The 19,676-nt window shown below is 70.3% G+C and carries 19 protein-coding genes; all 19 read left to right on the top strand.

From position 1 onward, the window contains the following. Positions 1-350 precede the first annotated feature (350 nt). Complete coding sequence (gene rho / locus ABZ719_RS10650; RefSeq protein WP_366724836.1) at positions 351-2,396, top strand: transcription termination factor Rho; 2,046 nt, start codon at positions 351-353, stop codon at positions 2,394-2,396. A 277-nt stretch (positions 2,397-2,673) separates the two neighbouring features. Then, the gene (locus tag ABZ719_RS10645) at positions 2,674-3,816 is read left to right on the top strand and encodes an LCP family protein (protein ID WP_366724835.1); all 1,143 of its coding nucleotides are present in this window, start codon (positions 2,674-2,676) and stop codon (positions 3,814-3,816) included. Positions 3,817-3,975: 159 nt separating this feature from the next. Further along, positions 3,976-4,200, top strand: coding sequence for a 50S ribosomal protein L31 (gene rpmE / locus ABZ719_RS10640; protein WP_009190627.1), 225 nt, complete (start codon positions 3,976-3,978; stop codon positions 4,198-4,200). A gap of 108 nt (positions 4,201-4,308) precedes the next feature. Next, positions 4,309-5,376: a peptide chain release factor 1 gene (gene prfA / locus ABZ719_RS10635; protein WP_366724834.1), complete on the top strand. Its 1,068-nt coding sequence runs from the start codon at positions 4,309-4,311 to the stop codon at positions 5,374-5,376. A gap of 206 nt (positions 5,377-5,582) precedes the next feature. After that, entirely contained in the window at positions 5,583-6,422 is an 840-nt protein-coding gene (gene prmC / locus ABZ719_RS10630) for a peptide chain release factor N(5)-glutamine methyltransferase (RefSeq protein WP_366724944.1), read from the top strand. 64 nt (positions 6,423-6,486) lie between these two features. Continuing rightward, positions 6,487-7,134: an L-threonylcarbamoyladenylate synthase gene (locus ABZ719_RS10625; RefSeq protein WP_366724833.1), complete on the top strand. Its 648-nt coding sequence runs from the start codon at positions 6,487-6,489 to the stop codon at positions 7,132-7,134. Positions 7,135-7,186: 52 nt separating this feature from the next. After that, positions 7,187-7,855 carry a protein-tyrosine-phosphatase gene (locus ABZ719_RS10620; protein WP_366724832.1) on the top strand — a complete coding sequence of 223 codons (669 nt, stop codon included), beginning with the start codon at positions 7,187-7,189 and terminating at the stop codon, positions 7,853-7,855. Between the two features lie 226 nt (positions 7,856-8,081). After that, a complete protein-coding gene (gene glyA / locus ABZ719_RS10615; RefSeq protein ID WP_366724831.1) occupies positions 8,082-9,320 on the top strand; it encodes a serine hydroxymethyltransferase in 1,239 nt (412 codons plus the stop codon). Between the two features lie 206 nt (positions 9,321-9,526). Continuing rightward, a complete protein-coding gene (locus ABZ719_RS10610) occupies positions 9,527-10,912 on the top strand; it encodes an MraY family glycosyltransferase (protein WP_366724830.1) in 1,386 nt (461 codons plus the stop codon). A gap of 301 nt (positions 10,913-11,213) precedes the next feature. Next, on the top strand, positions 11,214-11,651 hold the full coding sequence (locus ABZ719_RS10605; RefSeq protein ID WP_037851822.1) for a hypothetical protein: 438 nt from the start codon (positions 11,214-11,216) through the stop codon (positions 11,649-11,651). A 225-nt stretch (positions 11,652-11,876) separates the two neighbouring features. Then, complete coding sequence (gene atpB, locus ABZ719_RS10600; protein ID WP_037851820.1) at positions 11,877-12,695, top strand: F0F1 ATP synthase subunit A; 819 nt, start codon at positions 11,877-11,879, stop codon at positions 12,693-12,695. Between the two features lie 80 nt (positions 12,696-12,775). Continuing rightward, positions 12,776-13,015, top strand: a complete 240-nt coding sequence (atpE, locus tag ABZ719_RS10595) for an ATP synthase F0 subunit C (RefSeq protein WP_018571456.1) — start codon at positions 12,776-12,778, stop codon at positions 13,013-13,015. 44 nt (positions 13,016-13,059) lie between these two features. Then, positions 13,060-13,623 carry a F0F1 ATP synthase subunit B gene (locus ABZ719_RS10590; RefSeq protein ID WP_366724829.1) on the top strand — a complete coding sequence of 188 codons (564 nt, stop codon included), beginning with the start codon at positions 13,060-13,062 and terminating at the stop codon, positions 13,621-13,623. Next, positions 13,620-14,441: a F0F1 ATP synthase subunit delta gene (locus tag ABZ719_RS10585; RefSeq protein WP_366724828.1), complete on the top strand. Its 822-nt coding sequence runs from the start codon at positions 13,620-13,622 to the stop codon at positions 14,439-14,441. The genes ABZ719_RS10590 and ABZ719_RS10585 overlap by 4 nt, the downstream gene beginning before the upstream one ends. Positions 14,442-14,583: 142 nt before the next feature. Then, positions 14,584-16,176: a F0F1 ATP synthase subunit alpha gene (atpA, locus tag ABZ719_RS10580; protein WP_360969317.1), complete on the top strand. Its 1,593-nt coding sequence runs from the start codon at positions 14,584-14,586 to the stop codon at positions 16,174-16,176. A gap of 21 nt (positions 16,177-16,197) precedes the next feature. Then, positions 16,198-17,115, top strand: coding sequence for a F0F1 ATP synthase subunit gamma (locus ABZ719_RS10575; RefSeq protein ID WP_366724827.1), 918 nt, complete (start codon positions 16,198-16,200; stop codon positions 17,113-17,115). Further along, on the top strand, positions 17,115-18,551 hold the full coding sequence (gene atpD / locus ABZ719_RS10570) for a F0F1 ATP synthase subunit beta (protein ID WP_037851809.1): 1,437 nt from the start codon (positions 17,115-17,117) through the stop codon (positions 18,549-18,551). Before ABZ719_RS10575 ends, atpD begins: the two co-directional genes overlap by 1 nt. 115 nt (positions 18,552-18,666) lie before the next feature. Beyond that, complete coding sequence (locus tag ABZ719_RS10565; RefSeq protein WP_018571462.1) at positions 18,667-19,044, top strand: F0F1 ATP synthase subunit epsilon; 378 nt, start codon at positions 18,667-18,669, stop codon at positions 19,042-19,044. Between the two features lie 131 nt (positions 19,045-19,175). Beyond that, entirely contained in the window at positions 19,176-19,622 is a 447-nt protein-coding gene (locus ABZ719_RS10560) for a DUF2550 domain-containing protein (protein ID WP_037851804.1), read from the top strand. Positions 19,623-19,676: the final 54 nt, after the last annotated feature.

Here is a 19,676-nt window from a genome sequence, read left to right as displayed (position 1 = left end):
CCCACCATGGCGAGGTGCTTCGTGTCCCAGTCCGGGACCAACATTCTTCCGGGAGCTCCCCAAGCCACTCTGTGTTCCGTACGCCGTATCCGGGCAGTACGTCGTACGCGGACGCTGAGCGGTCCACAGGTGGGGATCCCCCCTCTGGGGGAGCTCCGGAAACGGTGCTACCACGCCACGTGACACCGGGTGCCACGGCTCGTCGCGGCAGCGCCACTCACCAGATATCTCTTCCGCCGCTTTGGCGGACCACCGCCCCGGCACGGTCCACACAGCAAGGACCGAAGCCGGACAGCACAACCGGTCGCCGAGCCAGACAGGCCGACGTCCGCTCCAGGGAAGGACCCTTCGTGAGCGACACCACCGATCTGATGGGCGCACGTGTCGAGGAGACCGCTGCCGCGCCCGCCACGGACGCCTCCGCGCCTGCTACCGGTGCCGGCTCCCGGCGGCGCCGCGGTACCGGCCTCGAGGGCATGGTGCTGGCCGAGCTGCAGCAGGTCGCCTCGGGCCTCGGCATCAAGGGCACCGCGCGGATGCGCAAGGGCCAGCTGATCGAGGTCATCAAGGAGGCGCAGGCCGCGGGAGGTGCCGCGCCCGCGAAGGCCGCGGCCGCCGCCGGCGACGCCACCGAGACCAAGCCGAAGCGCCGCGCCACCTCTCGCACCCGCACGGGCGACGACAGCGCCGCGGGCAAGAAGGCGGCCGAGGCGCCGGCCGAGAAGGCCGCTGCCCAGCAGCAGATCGAGATTCCCGGCCAGCCCGCTGGGGGTCCCGCCCTGGTCGAGCGAAGCCGAGACGTTGGGGGAGACGACGCTCCCGTCGAGCGGCGCCGGCGCCGGGCCACCGCCGAGGCGGGCAGCCCGGAGACCGTCACCGCCGAGGCGAAGGGCGACGCGAAGGCCGAGGCCGCCCAGCAGCAGGCCCAGGGCCAGCAGCAGCCGCAGCAGGGCGACGCCAAGGGTGACGCGGGCGACGGCGAGGGCCGCCGGCGCGACCGCCGCGAGCGCGGCCGTGACCGGGACCGCGACCGGGACCGGGACCGCGACCGTGACCGCCGTGGCGGCAAGGCCGACGACCAGCAGGGCCAGCGCCAGCAGAGCCAGCAGCAGGGCGGCGGCCGCCAGGACCGCAGCAGCGGCCCGCAGGACGACGACGACTTCGACGGCGGACGCCGGGGCCGTCGCGGCCGCTACCGCGACCGCCGTGGCCGCCGTGGCCGCGACGACGTGCAGGAGCCGCAGATCACCGAGGACGACGTCCTGATCCCGGTCGCCGGCATCCTGGACATCCTCGACAACTACGCCTTCATCCGGACCTCCGGCTACCTGCCCGGTCCGAACGACGTGTACGTCTCCCTCGCCCAGGTCCGCAAGAACGGCCTGCGCAAGGGCGACCACGTCACCGGTGCCGTGCGCCAGCCCAAGGAGGGCGAGCGCCGCGAGAAGTTCAACGCGCTGGTGCGCCTGGACTCCGTCAACGGCATGGCGCCCGAACACGGCCGCGGACGGCCGGAGTTCAACAAGCTGACGCCGCTGTACCCGCAGGACCGGCTCCGTCTGGAGACCGAGGCGGGCGTGCTGACGACCCGGATCATCGACCTCGTGTCGCCGATCGGCAAGGGCCAGCGCGGTCTGATCGTGGCCCCGCCGAAGACCGGCAAGACCATGATCATGCAGGCGATCGCCAACGCCATCACGCACAACAACCCCGAGTGCCACCTGATGGTCGTCCTGGTCGACGAGCGTCCGGAAGAGGTCACCGACATGCAGCGGTCGGTCAAGGGCGAGGTCATCTCCTCGACCTTCGACCGCCCGGCCGAGGACCACACCACGGTCGCCGAGCTGGCCATCGAGCGCGCCAAGCGCCTGGTCGAGCTGGGCCACGACGTGGTCGTCCTGCTGGACTCGATCACCCGTCTGGGCCGCGCGTACAACCTCGCCGCCCCGGCCTCCGGCCGCATCCTGTCCGGTGGTGTCGACTCGACCGCCCTCTACCCGCCGAAGCGCTTCTTCGGTGCGGCCCGCAACATCGAGGACGGCGGCTCGCTGACCATCCTCGCCACCGCCCTGGTGGACACCGGGTCCCGCATGGACGAGGTGATCTTCGAGGAGTTCAAGGGCACCGGCAACATGGAGCTGAAGCTCGACCGGAAGCTCGCCGACAAGCGCATCTTCCCGGCGGTGGACGTGGACGCGTCCGGCACCCGCAAGGAGGAGATCCTGCTGAACTCCGAGGAGCTGGGCATCGTCTGGAAGCTGCGCCGGGTGCTGCACGCGCTCGACCAGCAGCAGGCGATCGAGCTGCTCCTCGACAAGATGAAGCAGACCAAGTCGAACGTCGAGTTCCTGATGCAGATCCAGAAGACGACGCCGGCCCCCGGCAACGGCGACTGATCCGCACCGTACGGCAGCGAAGGGCCGCTCCCACCAGGGGGCGGCCCTTCGCCGTGGCCGCGCCCCGGCCCCCGGGCCCGGGCCCCCGGCCCCCGGCCCCGGCCTCCGCGCGCGGCGAGAGCTTCGCCACAGCACCCCGGTGGGCCGCTGTGCAACCTTTGCCCCGGTTACCTCGTCTGACCGTGAAGAGCGACGATGGTGCGGTACGGCTTCGACCCGGCCGGGCCTGACCCAGGCACCAAGGGGTATCCGACCGGATACGAGAGCTGAGGAGCACATGTCCGCCCAGAGCACACCGGACCCCGGCATACCGGGGAAGTCCCGCACCGACAGCACCCGCCGCAAGGGCGCCGGGGGCCGCCGCCGCAAGCCCCCCACGGGGCGGCGCAAGGCCCTGCTGGCCACGGCCTGGACCGCGGCGGGCATCGTGGTGCTGGGCGGTACCGGTGCCGGCTACCTGTACCTCAAGCTCAACGGCAACCTGAAGACGGTCGACATCAACCAGGCCCTCGGCACCGACCGGCCCTCCAAGGCGGACAACGGCTCCGAGAACATCCTGGTCCTCGGCTCGGACACCCGCGCCGGCGGCAACAAGAAGCTGGGCGGCGGCACCGACGACGGCAGCGCCCGCTCCGACACGGCGATGATCGTGCACGTGTACGAGGGCCACAAGAAGGCCAGCGTCGTCTCCGTGCCCCGCGACACCCTCGTGGACCGCCCCGAGTGCACCGACCCCAAGGGCGGCACGCACCCGGCCGCGCACGACGCGATGTTCAACGAGTCCTACGGCACCGGCGGCGCGACCTGCGCGGTGAAGACCGTGGAGTCGCTCACCGGCCTCCGGATGGACCACTACCTCGAGGTCGACTTCAGCGGCTTCCAGAAGCTCATCGACGACCTCGGCGGCGTCCAGGTCACCACGACCAGGGCCATCCACGACCCCAACAGCCACCTGAACCTCGCCGCGGGCACCCACACCCTCGACGGGAAGCAGGCACTGGGCCTCGTCCGCACCCGGCACGGCGTCGGCGACGGCTCCGACCTGGGGCGCATCCAGCTCCAGCAGGCCTTCGTCAAGGCACTGATCGACCAGGTCAAGCACGTCGGGGTCTTCACCAGCCCCAAGAAGCTCTACGACCTCGCCGACACCGCCACCAAGGCCGTCACCACCGACTCCGACCTCGGCTCGGTGAACTCCCTGATCTCCTTCGCCGACGGCCTCAAGGGCATCAGCTCCTCGCACATGACCATGGTCACCATGCCCGTCCGGTACGACCCGGCCGACCCCAACCGCGTGATCATCGAGGAGACCAAGGCCCGCCAGGTCTGGACGGCCCTGAAGAACGACCGGCCGATCCCGAGGACGGCCACCGAGGGCACGGCGACCGGCGAGGCCAAGGGCGTCGTGAGCGGCTCGTAGCGGCGCCGGGGCCGTGCGCCGGCGCGGCGGGGAATACTCCGCACCGAACCCCGGTTTGGGGAGATGGCCCCAGTCCTGGCAGACTGGTACGTCGGCCCCGGTTCACGTCCCCGCATCCCGCGGCGGCGACCCGGCGCCCTCCCGAACCTAGGAGACACCTTGAAGCGCGAGATCCACCCCGAGTACGTCGAGACGCAGGTCAGCTGCACCTGCGGCGCGTCGTTCACCACCCGCAGCACCATCGAGTCCGGCACCATCCGGGCCGAGGTCTGCTCCGAGTGCCACCCGTTCTACACGGGCAAGCAGAAGATCCTCGACACCGGTGGCCGTGTGGCCCGCTTCGAGGCCCGCTTCGGCAAGGCTGCCGCCGGCTCCAAGAAGTAGCGAGCCCCATTTCGCCGGTCCACGGCCGCGCCCCCACCGGGGCGCGCCCGGGACCGGCGTTTTTGGTCGTCCGCCCTTCCCCTCCCCCAGCAGTAGCAGGAGCCCAAGATGTTCGAGGCCGTCGAGGAGCTCGTCGTCGAGCACGCCGACCTGGAGAAGAAGCTCGCCGACCCCTCGGTCCACGCCGACCAGGCGAACGCGCGCAAGCTCAACAAGCGTTACGCCGAGCTGACCCCGATCGTCGCCACGTACCGCTCCTGGAAGCAGACCGGCGACGACATCGACACCGCGCGTGAACTGGCCGCCGACGACCCCGACTTCGCCGCCGAGGTCAAGGAGCTGGACAAGCAGCGCGAGGAGCTGACCGAGAAGCTGCGCCTGCTGCTCGTGCCGCGCGATCCCAGCGACGACAAGGACGTCATCCTGGAGATCAAGGCCGGCGCGGGCGGCGACGAGTCGGCGCTGTTCGCCGGTGACCTGCTGCGCATGTACCTGCGCTACGCCGAGCGCGTCGGCTGGAAGACCGAGATCATCGACGCCACCGAGTCCGAGCTGGGCGGCTACAAGGACGTCCAGGTCGCCGTGAAGGCGCGCGGGCAGATCGAGCCCGGCCAGGGCGTGTGGGCGCGGCTGAAGTACGAGGGCGGCGTGCACCGGGTGCAGCGCGTGCCGGCCACCGAGTCCCAGGGCCGCATCCACACCTCGGCGGCGGGGGTCCTCGTGACGCCCGAGGCCGAGGAGGTCGACGTCGAGATCAACCCGAACGACCTGCGGATCGACGTCTACCGGTCCTCCGGGCCCGGCGGCCAGTCGGTCAACACCACCGACTCCGCGGTGCGCATCACGCACCTGCCCACCGGAGTCGTCGCCTCCTGCCAGAACGAGAAGAGCCAGCTGCAGAACAAGGAGCAGGCGATGCGTATCCTGCGCTCCAGGCTGCTGGCGGCGGCGCAGGAGGAAGCGGAGAAGGAGGCCGCGGACGCCCGCCGCAGCCAGGTCCGCACCGTCGACCGCTCCGAGAAGATCCGCACCTACAACTTCCCGGAGAACCGCATCTCCGACCACCGGGTCGGCTTCAAGGCCTACAACCTGGACCAGGTCCTGGACGGCGACCTCGCCGCCGTCATCCAGGCCTGCGTCGACGCCGACTCGGCCGCCAAGCTCGCGGCCGCGTGAGGCCCGGGCCGCAGGGCACCGCGGCGTGAGGCGGGCACGGCCGCCCGGCACCCCCGCGGGACCCGGCGCCACCGCCGTACGGCCCCGCGGACGCGCGGCCCGCGGGCGCAGGGGCCCGCGGACGTACGGACGCACGGAGTAGTTACCGAGCACGGAGGACCAGCGTGCAGCAAGAATCCGGGGGGCGACCCCCAGGCCCCCGCAGCGTGCTGCTCGCGGAGGTGGCGCAGGCCACCCAGCGGCTGGCCGACGCCGGTGTGCCCTCGCCGCGCAACGACGCCGAGGAACTGGCCGCCTTCGTGCACGGCGTCAAGCGCGGTCAGCTGCACTCCGTCAAGGACGCCGACTTCGACGCCCGCTACTGGGAGGTCGTCGCCCGGCGCGAGCAGCGCGAGCCGTTGCAGCACATCACCGGGCGGGCCTACTTCCGCTACCTGGAGCTGCAGGTCGGACCCGGGGTCTTCGTGCCGCGGCCCGAGACCGAGTCGGTCGTCGGCTGGGCCATAGACGCCGTGCGCGCCATGGACGTGGTCGAGCCGTGCATCGTCGACCTGTGCACCGGCTCCGGCGCCATCGCCCTCGCCCTCGCCCAGGAGGTGCCGCGCTCGCGCGTGCACGCGGTGGAGCTGAGCGAGGACGCGCTGACGTGGACCCGCAAGAACGTCGAGGGATCCAGGGTGGACCTGCGCCAGGGCGACGCCCTGACCGCCTTCCCCGACCTCGACGGCCAGGTCGACCTCGTCATCTCCAACCCGCCGTACATCCCGCTGACCGAATGGGAGTACGTCGCCCCGGAGGCCCGCGACTACGACCCCGAGCTGGCACTGTTCTCCGGCGAGGACGGCCTCGACCTGATCCGCGGCATCGAGCGCACCGCGCACCGGCTGCTGCGCCCGGGCGGCGTCGTCGTCATCGAGCACGCCGACACCCAGGGCGGCCAGGTGCCGTGGATCTTCACCGAGGAGCGGGGCTGGGCCGACGCGGCCGACCACCCCGACCTCAACAACCGGCCGCGGTTCGCCACCGCCCGCAAGGCGCTGCCATGAGCCCGGCGCAGCCCACCACCAGGACTTCAGACCAGCAGTACGTGTACGAGGAGGCCCGCTGACAATGGCACGGCGATACGACACCAACGACGCCACCGACCGCGCGACGGGTCTGCGCGAGGCCGCGTCCGCCGTCCGCCGGGGCGAACTCGTGGTGCTGCCGACCGACACCGTGTACGGCATCGGCGCCGACGCGTTCTCCTCGGAGGCCGTCGCCGACCTGCTCGCCGCCAAGGGCCGCGGGCGCGCCATGCCCACGCCCGTCCTCATCGGCTCCCCGAACACGCTGCACGGGCTGGTCACGGACTTCTCCGAGATGGCCTGGGAACTGGTGGACGCGTTCTGGCCGGGCGCCCTCACGCTCATCGCCAGGCACCAGCCGTCCCTGCAGTGGGACCTGGGCGACACCCGCGGCACGGTCGCCGTGCGCATGCCGCTGCACCCGGTCGCCATCGAACTGCTCAACGAGTTCGGCCCGATGGCCGTCTCCTCGGCGAACCTCACCGGCCATCCCGCGCCGGAGACGTGCGACGCCGCCCAGGAGATGCTCGGCGACTCCGTCTCCGTCTACCTCGACGGCGGCCCGACCCCCGGCAACGCGCCGTCGTCCATCGTCGACGTCAGCCGCGCGGTGCCGGTACTGCTGCGCGCGGGCGCGCTGTCGGCCGAGGAGCTGCGCAAGGTCGTACCCGACCTTGAGGTGGCGAATTGACGGCGCTTGACACCCCCGGGCTCACGGCCCGGCTCCCGCAGGGGGGACCCCCATGCGTGGCATAGGCGGGAAGGACGAGCCGGTGATCCCGACGATCCCGGCCCAGCCGGCGCTGCCCGGCGGGGCCTTCCGCATCCTCCACGTCAGCACCGGCAACGTGTGCCGCTCGCCCATCACCGAGCGGCTGACCCGGCACTTCGTGGCGGACCGGCTCGGCGACCCGGCCGGCGGCGGTCTGATCGTGGAGAGCGCGGGCACCTGGGGCCACGAGGGCGCGCCCATGGAGACCAACGCCGAGACGGTCCTCGCCGACTTCGGCGCGGACGCCTCCGGCTTCACCGGCCGGGAACTGCTGGACGAGCACGTGATCCGCGCCGACCTGGTCCTCACCGCGACCCGTGACCACCGGGCCCAGGTGATCTCGATGGGGCACTCGGCGGGGCTGCGCACCTTCACGCTCAAGGAGTTCACCCGGCTGGTGAGGGCGATCGACCCGGCCACGCTGCCGCCGCTCCAGGACGGTGTGGTCGAGCGTGCCCGGGCGCTGGTGCGGGCCGCCGCGGCGCTGCGCGGGTGGCTCCTGGCCCCGAACGCGGAGGCGGACGAGGTCTACGACCCCTACGGCGCCCCGCTGCCGTTCTTCCGCTCCATCGGCGACGAGATACACGAGGCGCTGGACCCGGTCGTCACCGCCCTGACCGGCGTCCCGGCCCGGACCTGAGCCCGGGCGCCGGTGGTGCCGGCGCCGTCCGGGGCCGCGGCGCCCGCGCGACGGGGGCGCCGCACGGGCCGGTCCGGGCGGGTGCCGGGCGCCGGGTCACCGAGGGCCGCCCGGGCGCCCGGGCCTCACCCGTGCGTGCGTCCCCGTGAAGGCGTAACGGCCGAGCGGCCCCCGCGGCGCGGGCCTACATTGGACGTACGTCACCGTCGACCGTCCGGAGCCCACCATGTCGGTCATCCCCGGCCTAGAGGCCGATGTCCTGCGGCGGCAGGATCCGGAAGTGGCCGACATCGTGCTGGGGGAGCTGGCCCGGCAGTCGACGACGCTCCAGCTGATCGCGGCGGAGAACTTCACCTCGCCCGCGGTGCTGGCCGCGCTCGGCTCGCCGCTGGCGAACAAGTACGCCGAGGGCTACCCGGGCGCCCGCCACCACGGCGGCTGCGAACTCGTCGACGCCGCCGAACGCCTCGCCGTCGAGCGCGCGAAGGCGCTCTTCGGCGCCGAGCACGCCAACGTCCAGTCGCACTCGGGCTCGTCCGCGGTGCTGGCCGCCTACGCGGCGCTGCTGCGGCCCGGCGACACCGTGCTCGCCCTCGGCCTGCCGCACGGCGGGCACCTCACCCACGGTTCGCCCGCGAACTTCTCCGGACGCTGGTTCGACTTCGTCGGCTACGGCGTGGACGCCGAGAGCGGGCTCATCGACCACCAGCAGGTGCGCGCGCTGGCCCGTACGCACCGGCCCAAGGCGATCGTGTGCGGGTCGATCGCCTACCCGCGCCACATCGACCACGCCTTCTTCCGCGCGGTCGCCGACGAGGTCGGCGCCTATCTGATCGCCGACGCCGCGCACCCGATGGGGCTGGTCGCCGGGGGAGCGGCGCCCAGCCCGGTGCCGTACGCCGACGTGGTGTGCGCCACCACCCACAAGGTGCTGCGCGGGCCGCGCGGCGGGATGATCCTGTGCGGGAGCGAGCTGGCCGAGCGGGTGGACCGGGCGGTGTTCCCGTTCACCCAGGGCGGAGCCCAGATGCACACCATCGCGGCGAAGGCGGTGGCGTTCGGCGAGGCCGCCACCCCGGCGTTCGGCGCCTACGCCCACCAGGTGGTCGCCAACGCGCGCGTGCTGGCGGCCCACCTGGCCGCGGAGGGCCTGGCCGTGACCACCGGCGGCACCGACACCCACCTGATCACCGCCGACCCGGCGCCGCTCGGTGTCGAGGGGCGCACCGCGCGCGGGCGGCTGGCCGCCGCCGGGATCGTGCTGGACTGCTGCGCGCTGCCGCACTCCGGCGCCCGCGGGCTGCGCCTGGGGACGGCCGCGGTGACCACACAGGGCATGGGGCAGGAGGAGATGGCGCGGATCGCGGTGCTGCTCGGCAAGGTGCTGCGCGGGGAGCTGGACGGCGCGCGGGCGCGGGAGGACGTGCGCGAACTCACGGCCGCGTTCCCGCCGTATCCGGGCTGAGGCGGGCCGTGCGGGAGGGGCCGGGCAGGGCCTGTACACAGGGCTCGTACGGGGTGAAAGGGCCGCGCGGGGGTAGGCGCGGACCCGTGCGGAGTCCGCGCACAGCCGTATGTGCAACCATCGTCGCTACCCGGAAGTCCCCATACATATGCTCGCGTCGCTAGGGTGTGAGGCTGAGATGGCCAGCGAGACCTGTGGGGAAGCCTGTGCGTGAATACCTGCTGACGCTCTGCATCACGGCCGCGGTGACGTACCTGCTGACCGGGCCGGTGCGCAAGTTCGCGATCGTGGCGGGGGCGATGCCGGAGATCCGGGCGCGTGACGTGCACCGGGAACCCACTCCGCGGCTCGGCGGGATCGCGATGTTCTTCGGCATGTGCGCGGGCCTGCTGGTCGCCGACCACCTCACCAACCTCAACGAGGTCTTCGAGAAGTCGAACGAACCGCGCGCGCTGCTGTCGGGTGCCGCGCTGATCTGGCTGATCGGTGTCCTGGACGACAAGTTCGAGATCGACGCCCTGATCAAGTTGGGCGGCCAGATGATCGCCGCCGGTGTGATGGTCATGCAGGGTCTGACGATCCTGTGGCTGCCGGTACCCGGTGTGGGCACGGTGGCGCTCACCCAGTGGCAGGGCACCCTGCTGACCGTGGCCCTCGTCGTGATCACGATCAACGCGGTCAACTTCGTCGACGGCCTCGACGGTCTCGCCGCCGGCATGGTGTGCATCGCCGCCGCCGCGTTCTTCATGTACGCCTACCGGATCTGGTACTCGTACGGCATCGAGGCGGCGGCCCCGGCCACCCTCTTCGCGGCCGTCCTGATGGGCATGTGCCTGGGCTTCCTGCCGCACAACATGCATCCCGCGCGGATCTTCATGGGTGACTCGGGCTCGATGCTGATCGGTCTGGTCCTCGCGGCCGGCGCGATCTCGGTGACCGGGCAGGTCGACCCGGACGTGATGAAGCTGTTCTCCGGCTCCGAACGCAACGCCGTGCACCAGATGGTGCCCGTCTACATCCCGCTGCTCATGCCGCTGACGATCATCGCGATCCCGGCCTCGGACTTCGTCTTCGCGGTGGTCCGCCGCACGTGGCGCGGCCAGTCGCCGTTCGCCGCGGACCGCGGCCACCTGCACCACCGCCTGCTCCAGATCGGCCACTCGCACAGCCGGGCGGTGCTGATCATGTACTTCTGGGCGGCGCTGATCGGCTTCGGCGCGCTCGGCTACTCGGTCAACTCGGCCTCGATGTGGATCGTGCTCGGGATCGTGCTGCTCAGCTTCCTCGGGCTCGTCCTGCTGCTGCTGCCGCGCTTCACCCCGCGCGCCCCGCACTGGGCGGAGCAGTTCGTGCCGCCGCGCTACCGGCGCCGTCGCCGCCGGGGGGCCGTGGCCCCGGGCGCGGGTGCCCGCGCGGGGACGTCCGCAGGGACCGGCGCCGGGGCCGCCGAGGTGGAGGGGGCCGTGGAGGCCTCCGGTGCGCAGGAGGCCCCTGAGCCGGTCGCGGCCACGGTGGCCGGGGTCAACGGCGCGACCGCCGTGGGACCCCGTTCGCGGGTCCTCGACGGGCGCAAAGCCGGAACGTCACGCTGACGCCCAAGGTAAGAATCTGACTAAAGCGTTGCCTGTTCATGGGGGAGCAAAGCGGTCTAATACCAGACAAGTTGCCCTCGTTTTTGCACAGACGGGCACTGTCACTCTCATGTGTGACAGCCAGCACACCCACTTGGTAAAGACCGCATCAAATAGTTTGTGATACCGTTCACGAGAACCCCGGACAGAGCCGAAGGACCCCGATGCAAGGGTCCCTTGGTGATGAGGTTCCTCTCTCGGACCGGGGACTACGCTCGTCCATGACGACACCCTGCCCCCCTGTGAAAGCGGAGTTGCCGCCATGCCGTCCAATGACGTCCGGAACCTACTGCACACCGCCGTGCCCACCGCCGCCGTCGGTGTGGTCGCCGTGGCGGTCAGCGGTGCGGTCGCCGGAGGCAAGGGCGCGATCGGGGCCGTCGTCGGGGTGGTGCTCGCCATCCTCTACATGGGGATCGGTCTCTACGTACTGCAGTGGACCGCGAAAACGCTTCCGCAGCTCTTCCAGGCCATGGGCCTCATGCTCTACGTGGCCCAACTGCTGCTGCTCTTGATCTTCTTGGCCCTTTTCAAGGGCACCACGCTGTTCAACGCGAAGGCGTTCGCGTTCTCGCTCGTCGTCGCGACCGTCGTCTGGATGGCCGCGCAGGCACGCGCACACATGAAGTCCAAGATCTTCTACGTCGAACCGGACTCCGAGAAGAACGAGAAGTCCGAGAAGACAGGGTCTTCGTCGTGAGGGGTAGGCCCGGGATAAAGGCGTGTGAGATCTCCTGCTATCGTCCGGTGCCAACTGCGGCATCGCGGGCGCGGGCATCTGAGCTGACGCCTGCTCGATCGCGAGGCTCGATGCCCGCCGGCCGCCCCCACATCCGTCACACCAGTCCGGTGCCGACCCGCGGCTGCTCGCCGCGCCGACACAACGAGGTTGCCGTACCCATGCGCCACGCTGAAGGAGCCCGCGGTGAGTGCTGAACAGACCACGCTCGCCTTCGACTGGAGTTGCCGCGTCTTCGCCGACAACGGCTGCGGCTTTCCGTCGCCGGGCCTCCACTCCTTCCTCTTCAAGCCGATGTTCTCGGTCGGCGGCTACGACTTCGACAAGCCGATGCTGCTCGCCATCATCACCTCGCTCGTGGTGGTCGGCTTCTTCTGGGCCGCATTCAGCAAGGCCAAGGTGGTGCCCGGCAAGCTGCAGATGGTCGGTGAGGCGGGCTACGACTTCGTGCGCCGCGGCATCGTCTACGAGACGCTCGGCAAGCGCGAGGGCGAGAAGTACGTCCCGTTCATGGTCTCGCTGTTCTTCTTCATCTGGATCATGAACCTCTGGTCGATCATCCCGGTCGCCCAGTTCCCGGTGACGTCGATCATCGCCTACCCGGCCGCCCTGGCCCTGTGCGTCTACGTGACCTGGATGGTCCTGACGTTCAAGAAGCACGGCTTCGCCGGCGGCTTCAAGAACCTGACCGGTTACGACAAGTCGCTCGGCCCGGTGCTGCCGCTCGTGGTGGTCATCGAGTTCTTCTCGAACGTCCTGGTCCGCCCGTTCACGCACGCGGTGCGACTGTTCGCCAACATGTTCGCCGGTCACCTGCTGCTCGTGATGTTCACCGTCGCGAGCTGGTACCTGATGAACAGCTGGCTGGTCGCGGCCGGCGCCGTCTCGTTCGTCATGGCCATGGTCATGATCCTGTTCGAGCTCTTCGTCCAGGCCGTCCAGGCGTACGTGTTCGTCCTCCTGGCCTGCTCCTACGTTCAGGGCGCTCTCGCCGAGCACCACTGAGCCACCGTCCCGCACCGCCCCCGTCACAGACGTCCGGTGGCCAACCCCCACCGGTCCTTGAAAGAGAAGGAAGAATCAGCATGGCTGCCACTGAGACCCTTGCCGCCGTCACCGGCTCCATCGCCTCCGTCGGCTACGGCCTCGCCGCCATCGGTCCCGGCATCGGCATCGGCATCATCTTCGGCAACGGCACCCAGGCGCTCGCCCGCCAGCCCGAGGCCGCCGGTCTGATCCGTGCCAACCAGATCCTGGGCTTCGCCTTCTGTGAGGCGCTCGCCCTCATCGGCATCGTCATGCCGTTCGTTTACACCTACAAGTAAACCGCGGCGGACGACCCACCCCATTAGGGAAAGGCACTGATGACATGCAGCTGACACAGCAGCTGGTGCAGCTGGCGGCGGAGGAGCAGCAGAACCCTCTCATCCCGCCCGGCCCCGAGCTGGTCATCGGCCTCGTCACCTTCGCCATCGTCTTCTTCTTCCTCGGGAAGAAGCTCCTGCCGAACATCAACAAGGTTCTGGAGGAGCGCCGCGCGGCGATCGAAGGCGGTATCGAAGAGGCCGAGGCCATGAAGGTCGAGGCCCAGAGCGTCCTCGAGCAGTACAAGGCCCAGCTCGCCGAGGCCCGGCACGAGGCCGCGCGCCTGCGCCAGGAGGCGCAGGAGCAGGGTGCCGCGCTCATCGCCGAGATGCGGGCCGAGGGCCAGCGCCAGCGCGAGGAGATCGTCGCCGCCGGCCACACCCAGCTCGAGGCCGACCGCAAGGCCGCCGCGTCCGTGCTCCGTCAGGACGTCGGCAAGCTCGCCACCGAGCTGGCCGGCAAGCTCGTCGGCGAGTCCCTGGAGGACCACGCCCGGCAGAGCCGCGTGATCGACCGCTTCCTCGACGGGCTCGACGAGGCCGCTTCGACGGCTGAGGCGGCTCGATGACAGCGCACGGAGCGAGCCGTGAGGCTCTGAGCGCCGCGCGTGAGCGTCTCGACGCGCTGACGGACTCCACGTCCGCCGACGCCACGCGGCTCGCCGACGAGCTGGCGGCCGTCACCGCGCTGCTCCACCGCGAGGTCGGCCTGCGCCGGGTCCTCACCGACCCGGCGCAGTCCTCGGACGCCAAGGCCACGCTGGTCCAGCGCCTGCTCGGCAGCCAGATCGGCGGCCCCGCCGCGGACCTGGTGTCCGGCATGGTGCGCTCGCGCTGGTCGCAGTCGCGGGACCTGGTCGACGCGCTGGAGGAACTGGCGGACATCGCCGACCTCACCGCGGCGGAGCGGTCCGGCACGCTGGACGACGTCGAGGACGAGCTGTTCCGGTTCAGCCGGATCGTCTCCTCCAGCACCGAACTGCGTGCCGCGCTCACCGACCGTGCCGCGAGCACCTCGGCCAAGGTCGAGCTGCTGCACCGGCTGCTCGGCGGCCGGGCCAAGCCGGTCACCGAGCGACTGGTGACGCGCCTGGTGAGCGCGCCGCGGGGACGTAGCCTGGAAGCGGGACTGGAGTCCCTCTCCAAGCTCGCCGCCGACCGCCGCAACCGCATGGTCGCCGTGGTCACCTCGGCGGTCCCGCTGAGCGACGGCCAGAAGCAGCGCCTCGGCGCCGCCCTCGGCCGGCTCTACGGCCGCCAGATGCACCTCAACCTCGACGTGGACCCCGAGCTGGTCGGCGGAATCCGGGTGCAGGTCGGCGACGAGATCATCAACGGCTCGCTCGCGGACCGGCTCGACGAGGCCGCCCGCCGCATGGCGAGCTAGCAGCAACTCAACACGCAAGACGTACACGACGGCCCTGGTTGGGCCGTGCAGAGGATTCACCTCTTATTGGGGGGAGTCCCGAACTCGTGGAACACCCCCCCAAGTGAAACTTCGGGCCCAACAAGGAGAGCAGGGAACCCAGATGGCGGAGCTCACGATCCGGCCGGAGGAGATCCGGGACGCGCTGGAGAACTTCGTCCAGTCGTACAAGCCGGACGCGGCCTCGCGCGAGGAGGTCGGTACGGTCACCCTTGCCGGCGACGGCATCGCGAAGGTCGAGGGCCTGCCCTCGGCCATGGCCAACGAGCTGCTGAAGTTCGAGGACGGCACCCTCGGCCTCGCCCTCAACCTCGAGGAGCGCGAGATCGGTGCCATCGTCCTCGGTGAGTTCAGCGGCATCGAGGAGGGCCAGCCGGTCACCCGCACCGGCGAGGTCCTGTCGGTCGCCGTGGGCGAGGGCTACCTCGGCCGCGTCGTCGACCCCCTCGGCAACCCGATCGACGGCCTCGGCGAGATCGAGACCGACGGCCGCCGCGCCCTCGAACTGCAGGCCCCCACGGTCATGCAGCGCAAGTCGGTGCACGAGCCGATGGAGACCGGCTACAAGGCCGTCGACGCCATGACCCCGATCGGCCGCGGCCAGCGCCAGCTGATCATCGGTGACCGCCAGACCGGCAAGACCGCCCTGGCCGTCGACACGATCATCAACCAGCGCGACAACTGGCGCACCGGCGACCCGAACAAGCAGGTCCGCTGCATCTACGTCGCCATCGGCCAGAAGGGCTCCACCATCGCGTCGGTCCGCCGCGCGCTGGAGGAGAACGGCGCGCTGGAGTACACGACCATCGTCGCCGCCCCGGCGTCCGACCCGGCCGGCTTCAAGTACCTGGCGCCCTACACCGGTTCCGCCATCGGCCAGCACTGGATGTACCAGGGCAAGCACGTCCTGATCATCTTCGACGACCTGTCGAAGCAGGCCGACGCCTACCGTGCCGTCTCCCTGCTGCTGCGCCGCCCGCCGGGCCGCGAGGCCTACCCGGGCGACGTCTTCTACCTGCACTCGCGTCTGCTGGAGCGCTGCGCCAAGCTCTCCGACGACATGGGCGCCGGTTCGATGACCGGTCTGCCGATCGTCGAGACCAAGGCCAACGACGTCTCGGCGTTCATCCCGACCAACGTCATCTCCATCACCGACGGCCAGTGCTTCCTGGAGTCGGACCTGTTCAACGCCGGTCAGCGCCCCGCGCTGAACGTCGGCATCTCGGTCTCCCGAGTCGGTGGCTCCGCCCAGCACAAGGCGATGCGCCAGGTCTCCGGCCGGCTGCGCGTGGACCTCGCCCAGTTCCGTGAGCTGGAGGCGTTCGCCGCCTTCGGTTCCGACCTGGACGCGGCCTCCAAGTCCCAGCTGGAGCGCGGCCAGCGCATGGTCGAGCTGCTGAAGCAGAACCAGTACCAGCCGATGGCCACCGAGGACCAGGTCGTCTCCGTCTGGGCCGGCACCAACGGCAAGATGGACGAGGTGCCCGTCGCCGACATCCGCCGCTTCGAGAAGGAGCTGCTGGAGTACCTGCACCGCAAGGAGCAGGGCCTCATGACCTCCATCAAGGAGGGCGCCAAGATGTCGAACGACACGATCCAGGCGATCGACGACGCCGTCGCCGAGTTCAAGAAGCAGTTCGAGACCTCGGACGGCAAGCTGCTCGGCGAGGACACTCCGGCCGCTGCCGCCAAGTGACGTAAGGAAGGGACCTGACTCATGGGAGCCCAGCTCCGGGTCTACAAGCGTCGCATCCGATCCGTCACCGCGACCAAGAAGATCACCAAGGCGATGGAGATGATCGCCGCCTCGCGCGTCGTCAAGGCGCAGCGCAAGGTGGCGGCCTCCACGCCGTACGCGCAGGAACTGACCCGCGCGGTCACGGCGGTCGGCACCGGTTCGAACACCAAGCACCCGCTCACCACGGAGGCGGAGAACCCGACCCGTGCCGCGGTCCTGCTCCTGACGAGCGACCGCGGTCTGGCCGGCGCCTTCAACTCCAACGCCATCAAGGCGGCGGAGCAGCTGACCGAGCGCCTGGAGCGCGAGGGCAGGCAGGTCGACACGTACATCGTCGGCCGGCGTGGTGTGGCCCACTACAACTTCCGCGAGCGCACGGTCGCGGGGTCGTTCACGGGCTTCACCGACGAGCCGACCTACGCGGACGCCAAGACGGTCGCGGCACCCCTGATCGAGGCGATCGAGAAGGACACGGCCGAGGGCGGTGTGGACGAACTCCACATCGTCTACACCGAGTTCGTCTCGATGATGACGCAGACGGCGGTCGACCCCCGGCTGCTCCCGCTGCGCCTCGAAGAGGTCGCGGCGGAGGTGGCGCCCAAGGGCGAGATCCTGCCGCTGTACGACTTCGAGCCCTCGGCGGAGGACGTCCTCGACGCCCTGCTGCCGCGCTACGTGGAAAGCCGCATCTACAACGCGCTGCTCCAGTCGGCCGCTTCGAAGCACGCCGCCACGCGGCGCGCGATGAAGTCGGCCACCGACAACGCGGGCGAGCTGATCAACACGCTCTCCCGTCTTGCCAACGCGGCCCGCCAGGCCGAAATCACCCAGGAAATCAGCGAGATCGTCGGTGGCGCCAGTGCCCTGGCCGACGCGACCGCGGGGAGTGACAACTAATGACCACCACTGTTGAGACGGCCACGGCGACGGGCCGCGTCGCGCGGGTCATCGGCCCGGTCGTCGACGTGGAGTTCCCCGTCGACGCGATGCCGGACATCTACAACGCTCTGCACGTCGAGGTCTCCGACCCGGCGAACGAGGGCGCGAAGAAGACGCTGACCCTGGAGGTCGCCCAGCACCTGGGTGACGGCCTGGTCCGCACCATCTCGATGCAGCCCACCGACGGCCTGGTCCGCCAGGCCACGGTGACCGACACCGGCGACGGCATCACCGTCCCGGTCGGCGACTTCACCAAGGGCAAGGTGTTCAACACCCTCGGTGAGGTGCTGAACGTCGACGAGCAGTACTCGGGCGAGCGCTGGTCCATCCACCGCAAGGCCCCGCGCTTCGACGAGCTCGAGTCGAAGACCGAGATGTTCGAGACCGGCGTCAAGGTCATCGACCTGCTGACCCCGTACGTCAAGGGCGGCAAGATCGGTCTGTTCGGCGGTGCCGGCGTCGGCAAGACGGTGCTCATCCAGGAGATGATCTACCGCGTCGCCAACAACCACGACGGTGTCTCCGTGTTCGCCGGTGTCGGTGAGCGCACCCGTGAGGGCAACGACCTCATCGAGGAGATGTCCGACTCGGGCGTCATCGACAAGACCGCCCTGGTCTTCGGCCAGATGGACGAGCCCCCGGGCACCCGTCTGCGCGTCGCGCTGGCCGGCCTGACCATGGCCGAGTACTTCCGCGACGTCCAGAAGCAGGACGTGCTGTTCTTCATCGACAACATCTTCCGCTTCACGCAGGCCGGCTCCGAGGTCTCCACGCTGCTCGGCCGCATGCCGTCCGCGGTGGGTTACCAGCCGAACCTGGCCGACGAGATGGGCCTCCTCCAGGAGCGCATCACCTCGACCCGCGGTCACTCGATCACCTCGATGCAGGCGATCTACGTCCCCGCCGACGACCTGACCGACCCGGCCCCGGCGACCACCTTCGCCCACCTCGACGCGACGACGGTTCTGTCCCGTCCGATCTCGGAGAAGGGCATCTACCCGGCCGTGGACCCGCTGGACTCCACGTCCCGGATCCTGGACCCGCGCTACATCGCGCAGGACCACTACAACGCGGCCATGCGCGTGAAGAACATCCTGCAGAAATACAAGGACCTGCAGGACATCATCGCGATCCTCGGTATCGACGAGCTGGGCGAGGAGGACAAGCTCGTCGTCCACCGTGCCCGTCGCGTGGAGCGCTTCCTGTCCCAGAACACCCACGTCGCCAAGCAGTTCACCGGCGTCGACGGGTCGGACGTCCCGCTGGACGAGTCGATCGCGGCCTTCAACGCGATCTGCGACGGCGAGTACGACCACTTCCCGGAGCAGGCCTTCTTCATGTGCGGTGGTCTCGAGGACCTGAAGAAGAACGCCAAGGAGCTGGGCGTCTCCTGAACTCGCGTCTGAGTTCGTGTGAGGGGGCGGGCGCGTCCCGCCCCCTCACACACGCCCCTTAGAATTGACCCCAACACCCGGCGTCCCTGCCGGGTGGTGACCCGAGGAGCCACTCTTGGCTGCTGAGCTGCACGTCGAGCTGGTCGCCGCCGACCGCCAGGTCTGGTCCGGCGAGGCCACCCTGGTCGTCGCGCGCACCACGTCCGGCGACATCGGCGTCATGCCCGGTCACCAGCCGCTGCTCGGTGTGCTGGAGTCGGGCCCGGTGACCATCCGTACGAGTGAAGGCGCGACGGTCGTGGCCGCGGTGCACGGCGGTTTCGTCTCCTTCGCCGACAACAAGCTGTCGCTGCTGGCCGAGATCGCGGAACTCTCCGACGAGATCGACGTCCAGCGCGTGGAGCGGGAACTCGAGCGCGCGAAGGCGGAGGGCGATGCCACCGCCGAGCGTCGCGCGGACGTCCGCCTGCGAGCGGCGACGGCGGTGCGCTGAACCAGCGACACCATGTAGACGACACCCCTCAGCCGCGGCTGGTACCGGAGCGATCCGGTACCGGCCGCGGCTGAGGCGGATGTGGGTGTTTTTTCCGTTCCATTACCTAGGAGACGAGGAGGTCGGTGCCGATGGTCCTCGCTCTGACTGTGTGCTCGATCGTGGTCGCGCTCGTGGTGGTGGGACTGTTCGTCTTCGGTCTGCGCCGCAGGCTCATCCAGCGTTCCGGCGGCACCTTCGACTGCAGCCTGCGCTGGGACGTGGCCCTGGAGCCGGACACCAGCGGCAAGGGCTGGAGCTACGGGGTGGCCCGCTACAACGGCGACCGCGTCGAGTGGTTCCGGGTCTTCTCCTACGCCCCCCGTCCGCGCCGCACGCTGGAGCGGTCCTCGATCGAGGTGGCCGGCCGCCGGCGTCCCGAGGGCGAGGAGGAACTCGCCCTGCTGTCGGACGCGGTGATCCTCACCTGCCTGCACCGGGGCACTCGGGTGGAGCTGGCCATGAGCGAGGACGCGCTGACCGGTTTCCTGGCCTGGCTGGAGGCGGCACCGCCCGGCCAGCGGGTGAACGTCGCGTAGGACCGTTCGTCCGGCCCGGGGCAGGGCGCGGGCGCGATCACCGAGCCCCGCGAG

The organism is Streptomyces sp. NPDC006743, assembly GCF_040703815.1.
GTDB lineage: Bacteria > Actinomycetota > Actinomycetes > Streptomycetales > Streptomycetaceae > Streptomyces.
The sequence above is the reverse complement of the archived record's forward strand: the minus strand, read 5'-3'. Positions and strand labels throughout refer to the sequence as shown.

Excerpts from the sequence above, each read along its gene's own strand:
- ABZ719_RS10590 (WP_366724829.1), top strand. The coding sequence starts at position 13,060 with ATGCAGCTGACACAGCAGCTGGTGCAGCTGGCGGCGGAGGAGCAGCAG.
- glyA (WP_366724831.1), top strand. The coding sequence starts at position 8,082 with ATGTCGGTCATCCCCGGCCTAGAGGCCGATGTCCTGCGGCGGCAGGAT.
- ABZ719_RS10620 (WP_366724832.1), top strand. The coding sequence starts at position 7,187 with ATGCGTGGCATAGGCGGGAAGGACGAGCCGGTGATCCCGACGATCCCG.
- atpD (WP_037851809.1), top strand. The coding sequence starts at position 17,115 with ATGACCACCACTGTTGAGACGGCCACGGCGACGGGCCGCGTCGCGCGG.
- atpE (WP_018571456.1), top strand. The coding sequence starts at position 12,776 with ATGGCTGCCACTGAGACCCTTGCCGCCGTCACCGGCTCCATCGCCTCC.
- prfA (WP_366724834.1), top strand. The coding sequence starts at position 4,309 with ATGTTCGAGGCCGTCGAGGAGCTCGTCGTCGAGCACGCCGACCTGGAG.
- ABZ719_RS10560 (WP_037851804.1), top strand. The coding sequence starts at position 19,176 with ATGGTCCTCGCTCTGACTGTGTGCTCGATCGTGGTCGCGCTCGTGGTG.
- ABZ719_RS10575 (WP_366724827.1), top strand. The coding sequence starts at position 16,198 with ATGGGAGCCCAGCTCCGGGTCTACAAGCGTCGCATCCGATCCGTCACC.
- ABZ719_RS10645 (WP_366724835.1), top strand. The coding sequence starts at position 2,674 with ATGTCCGCCCAGAGCACACCGGACCCCGGCATACCGGGGAAGTCCCGC.
- ABZ719_RS10585 (WP_366724828.1), top strand. The coding sequence starts at position 13,620 with ATGACAGCGCACGGAGCGAGCCGTGAGGCTCTGAGCGCCGCGCGTGAG.
- ABZ719_RS10625 (WP_366724833.1), top strand. The coding sequence starts at position 6,487 with ATGGCACGGCGATACGACACCAACGACGCCACCGACCGCGCGACGGGT.
- ABZ719_RS10605 (WP_037851822.1), top strand. The coding sequence starts at position 11,214 with ATGCCGTCCAATGACGTCCGGAACCTACTGCACACCGCCGTGCCCACC.
- atpA (WP_360969317.1), top strand. The coding sequence starts at position 14,584 with ATGGCGGAGCTCACGATCCGGCCGGAGGAGATCCGGGACGCGCTGGAG.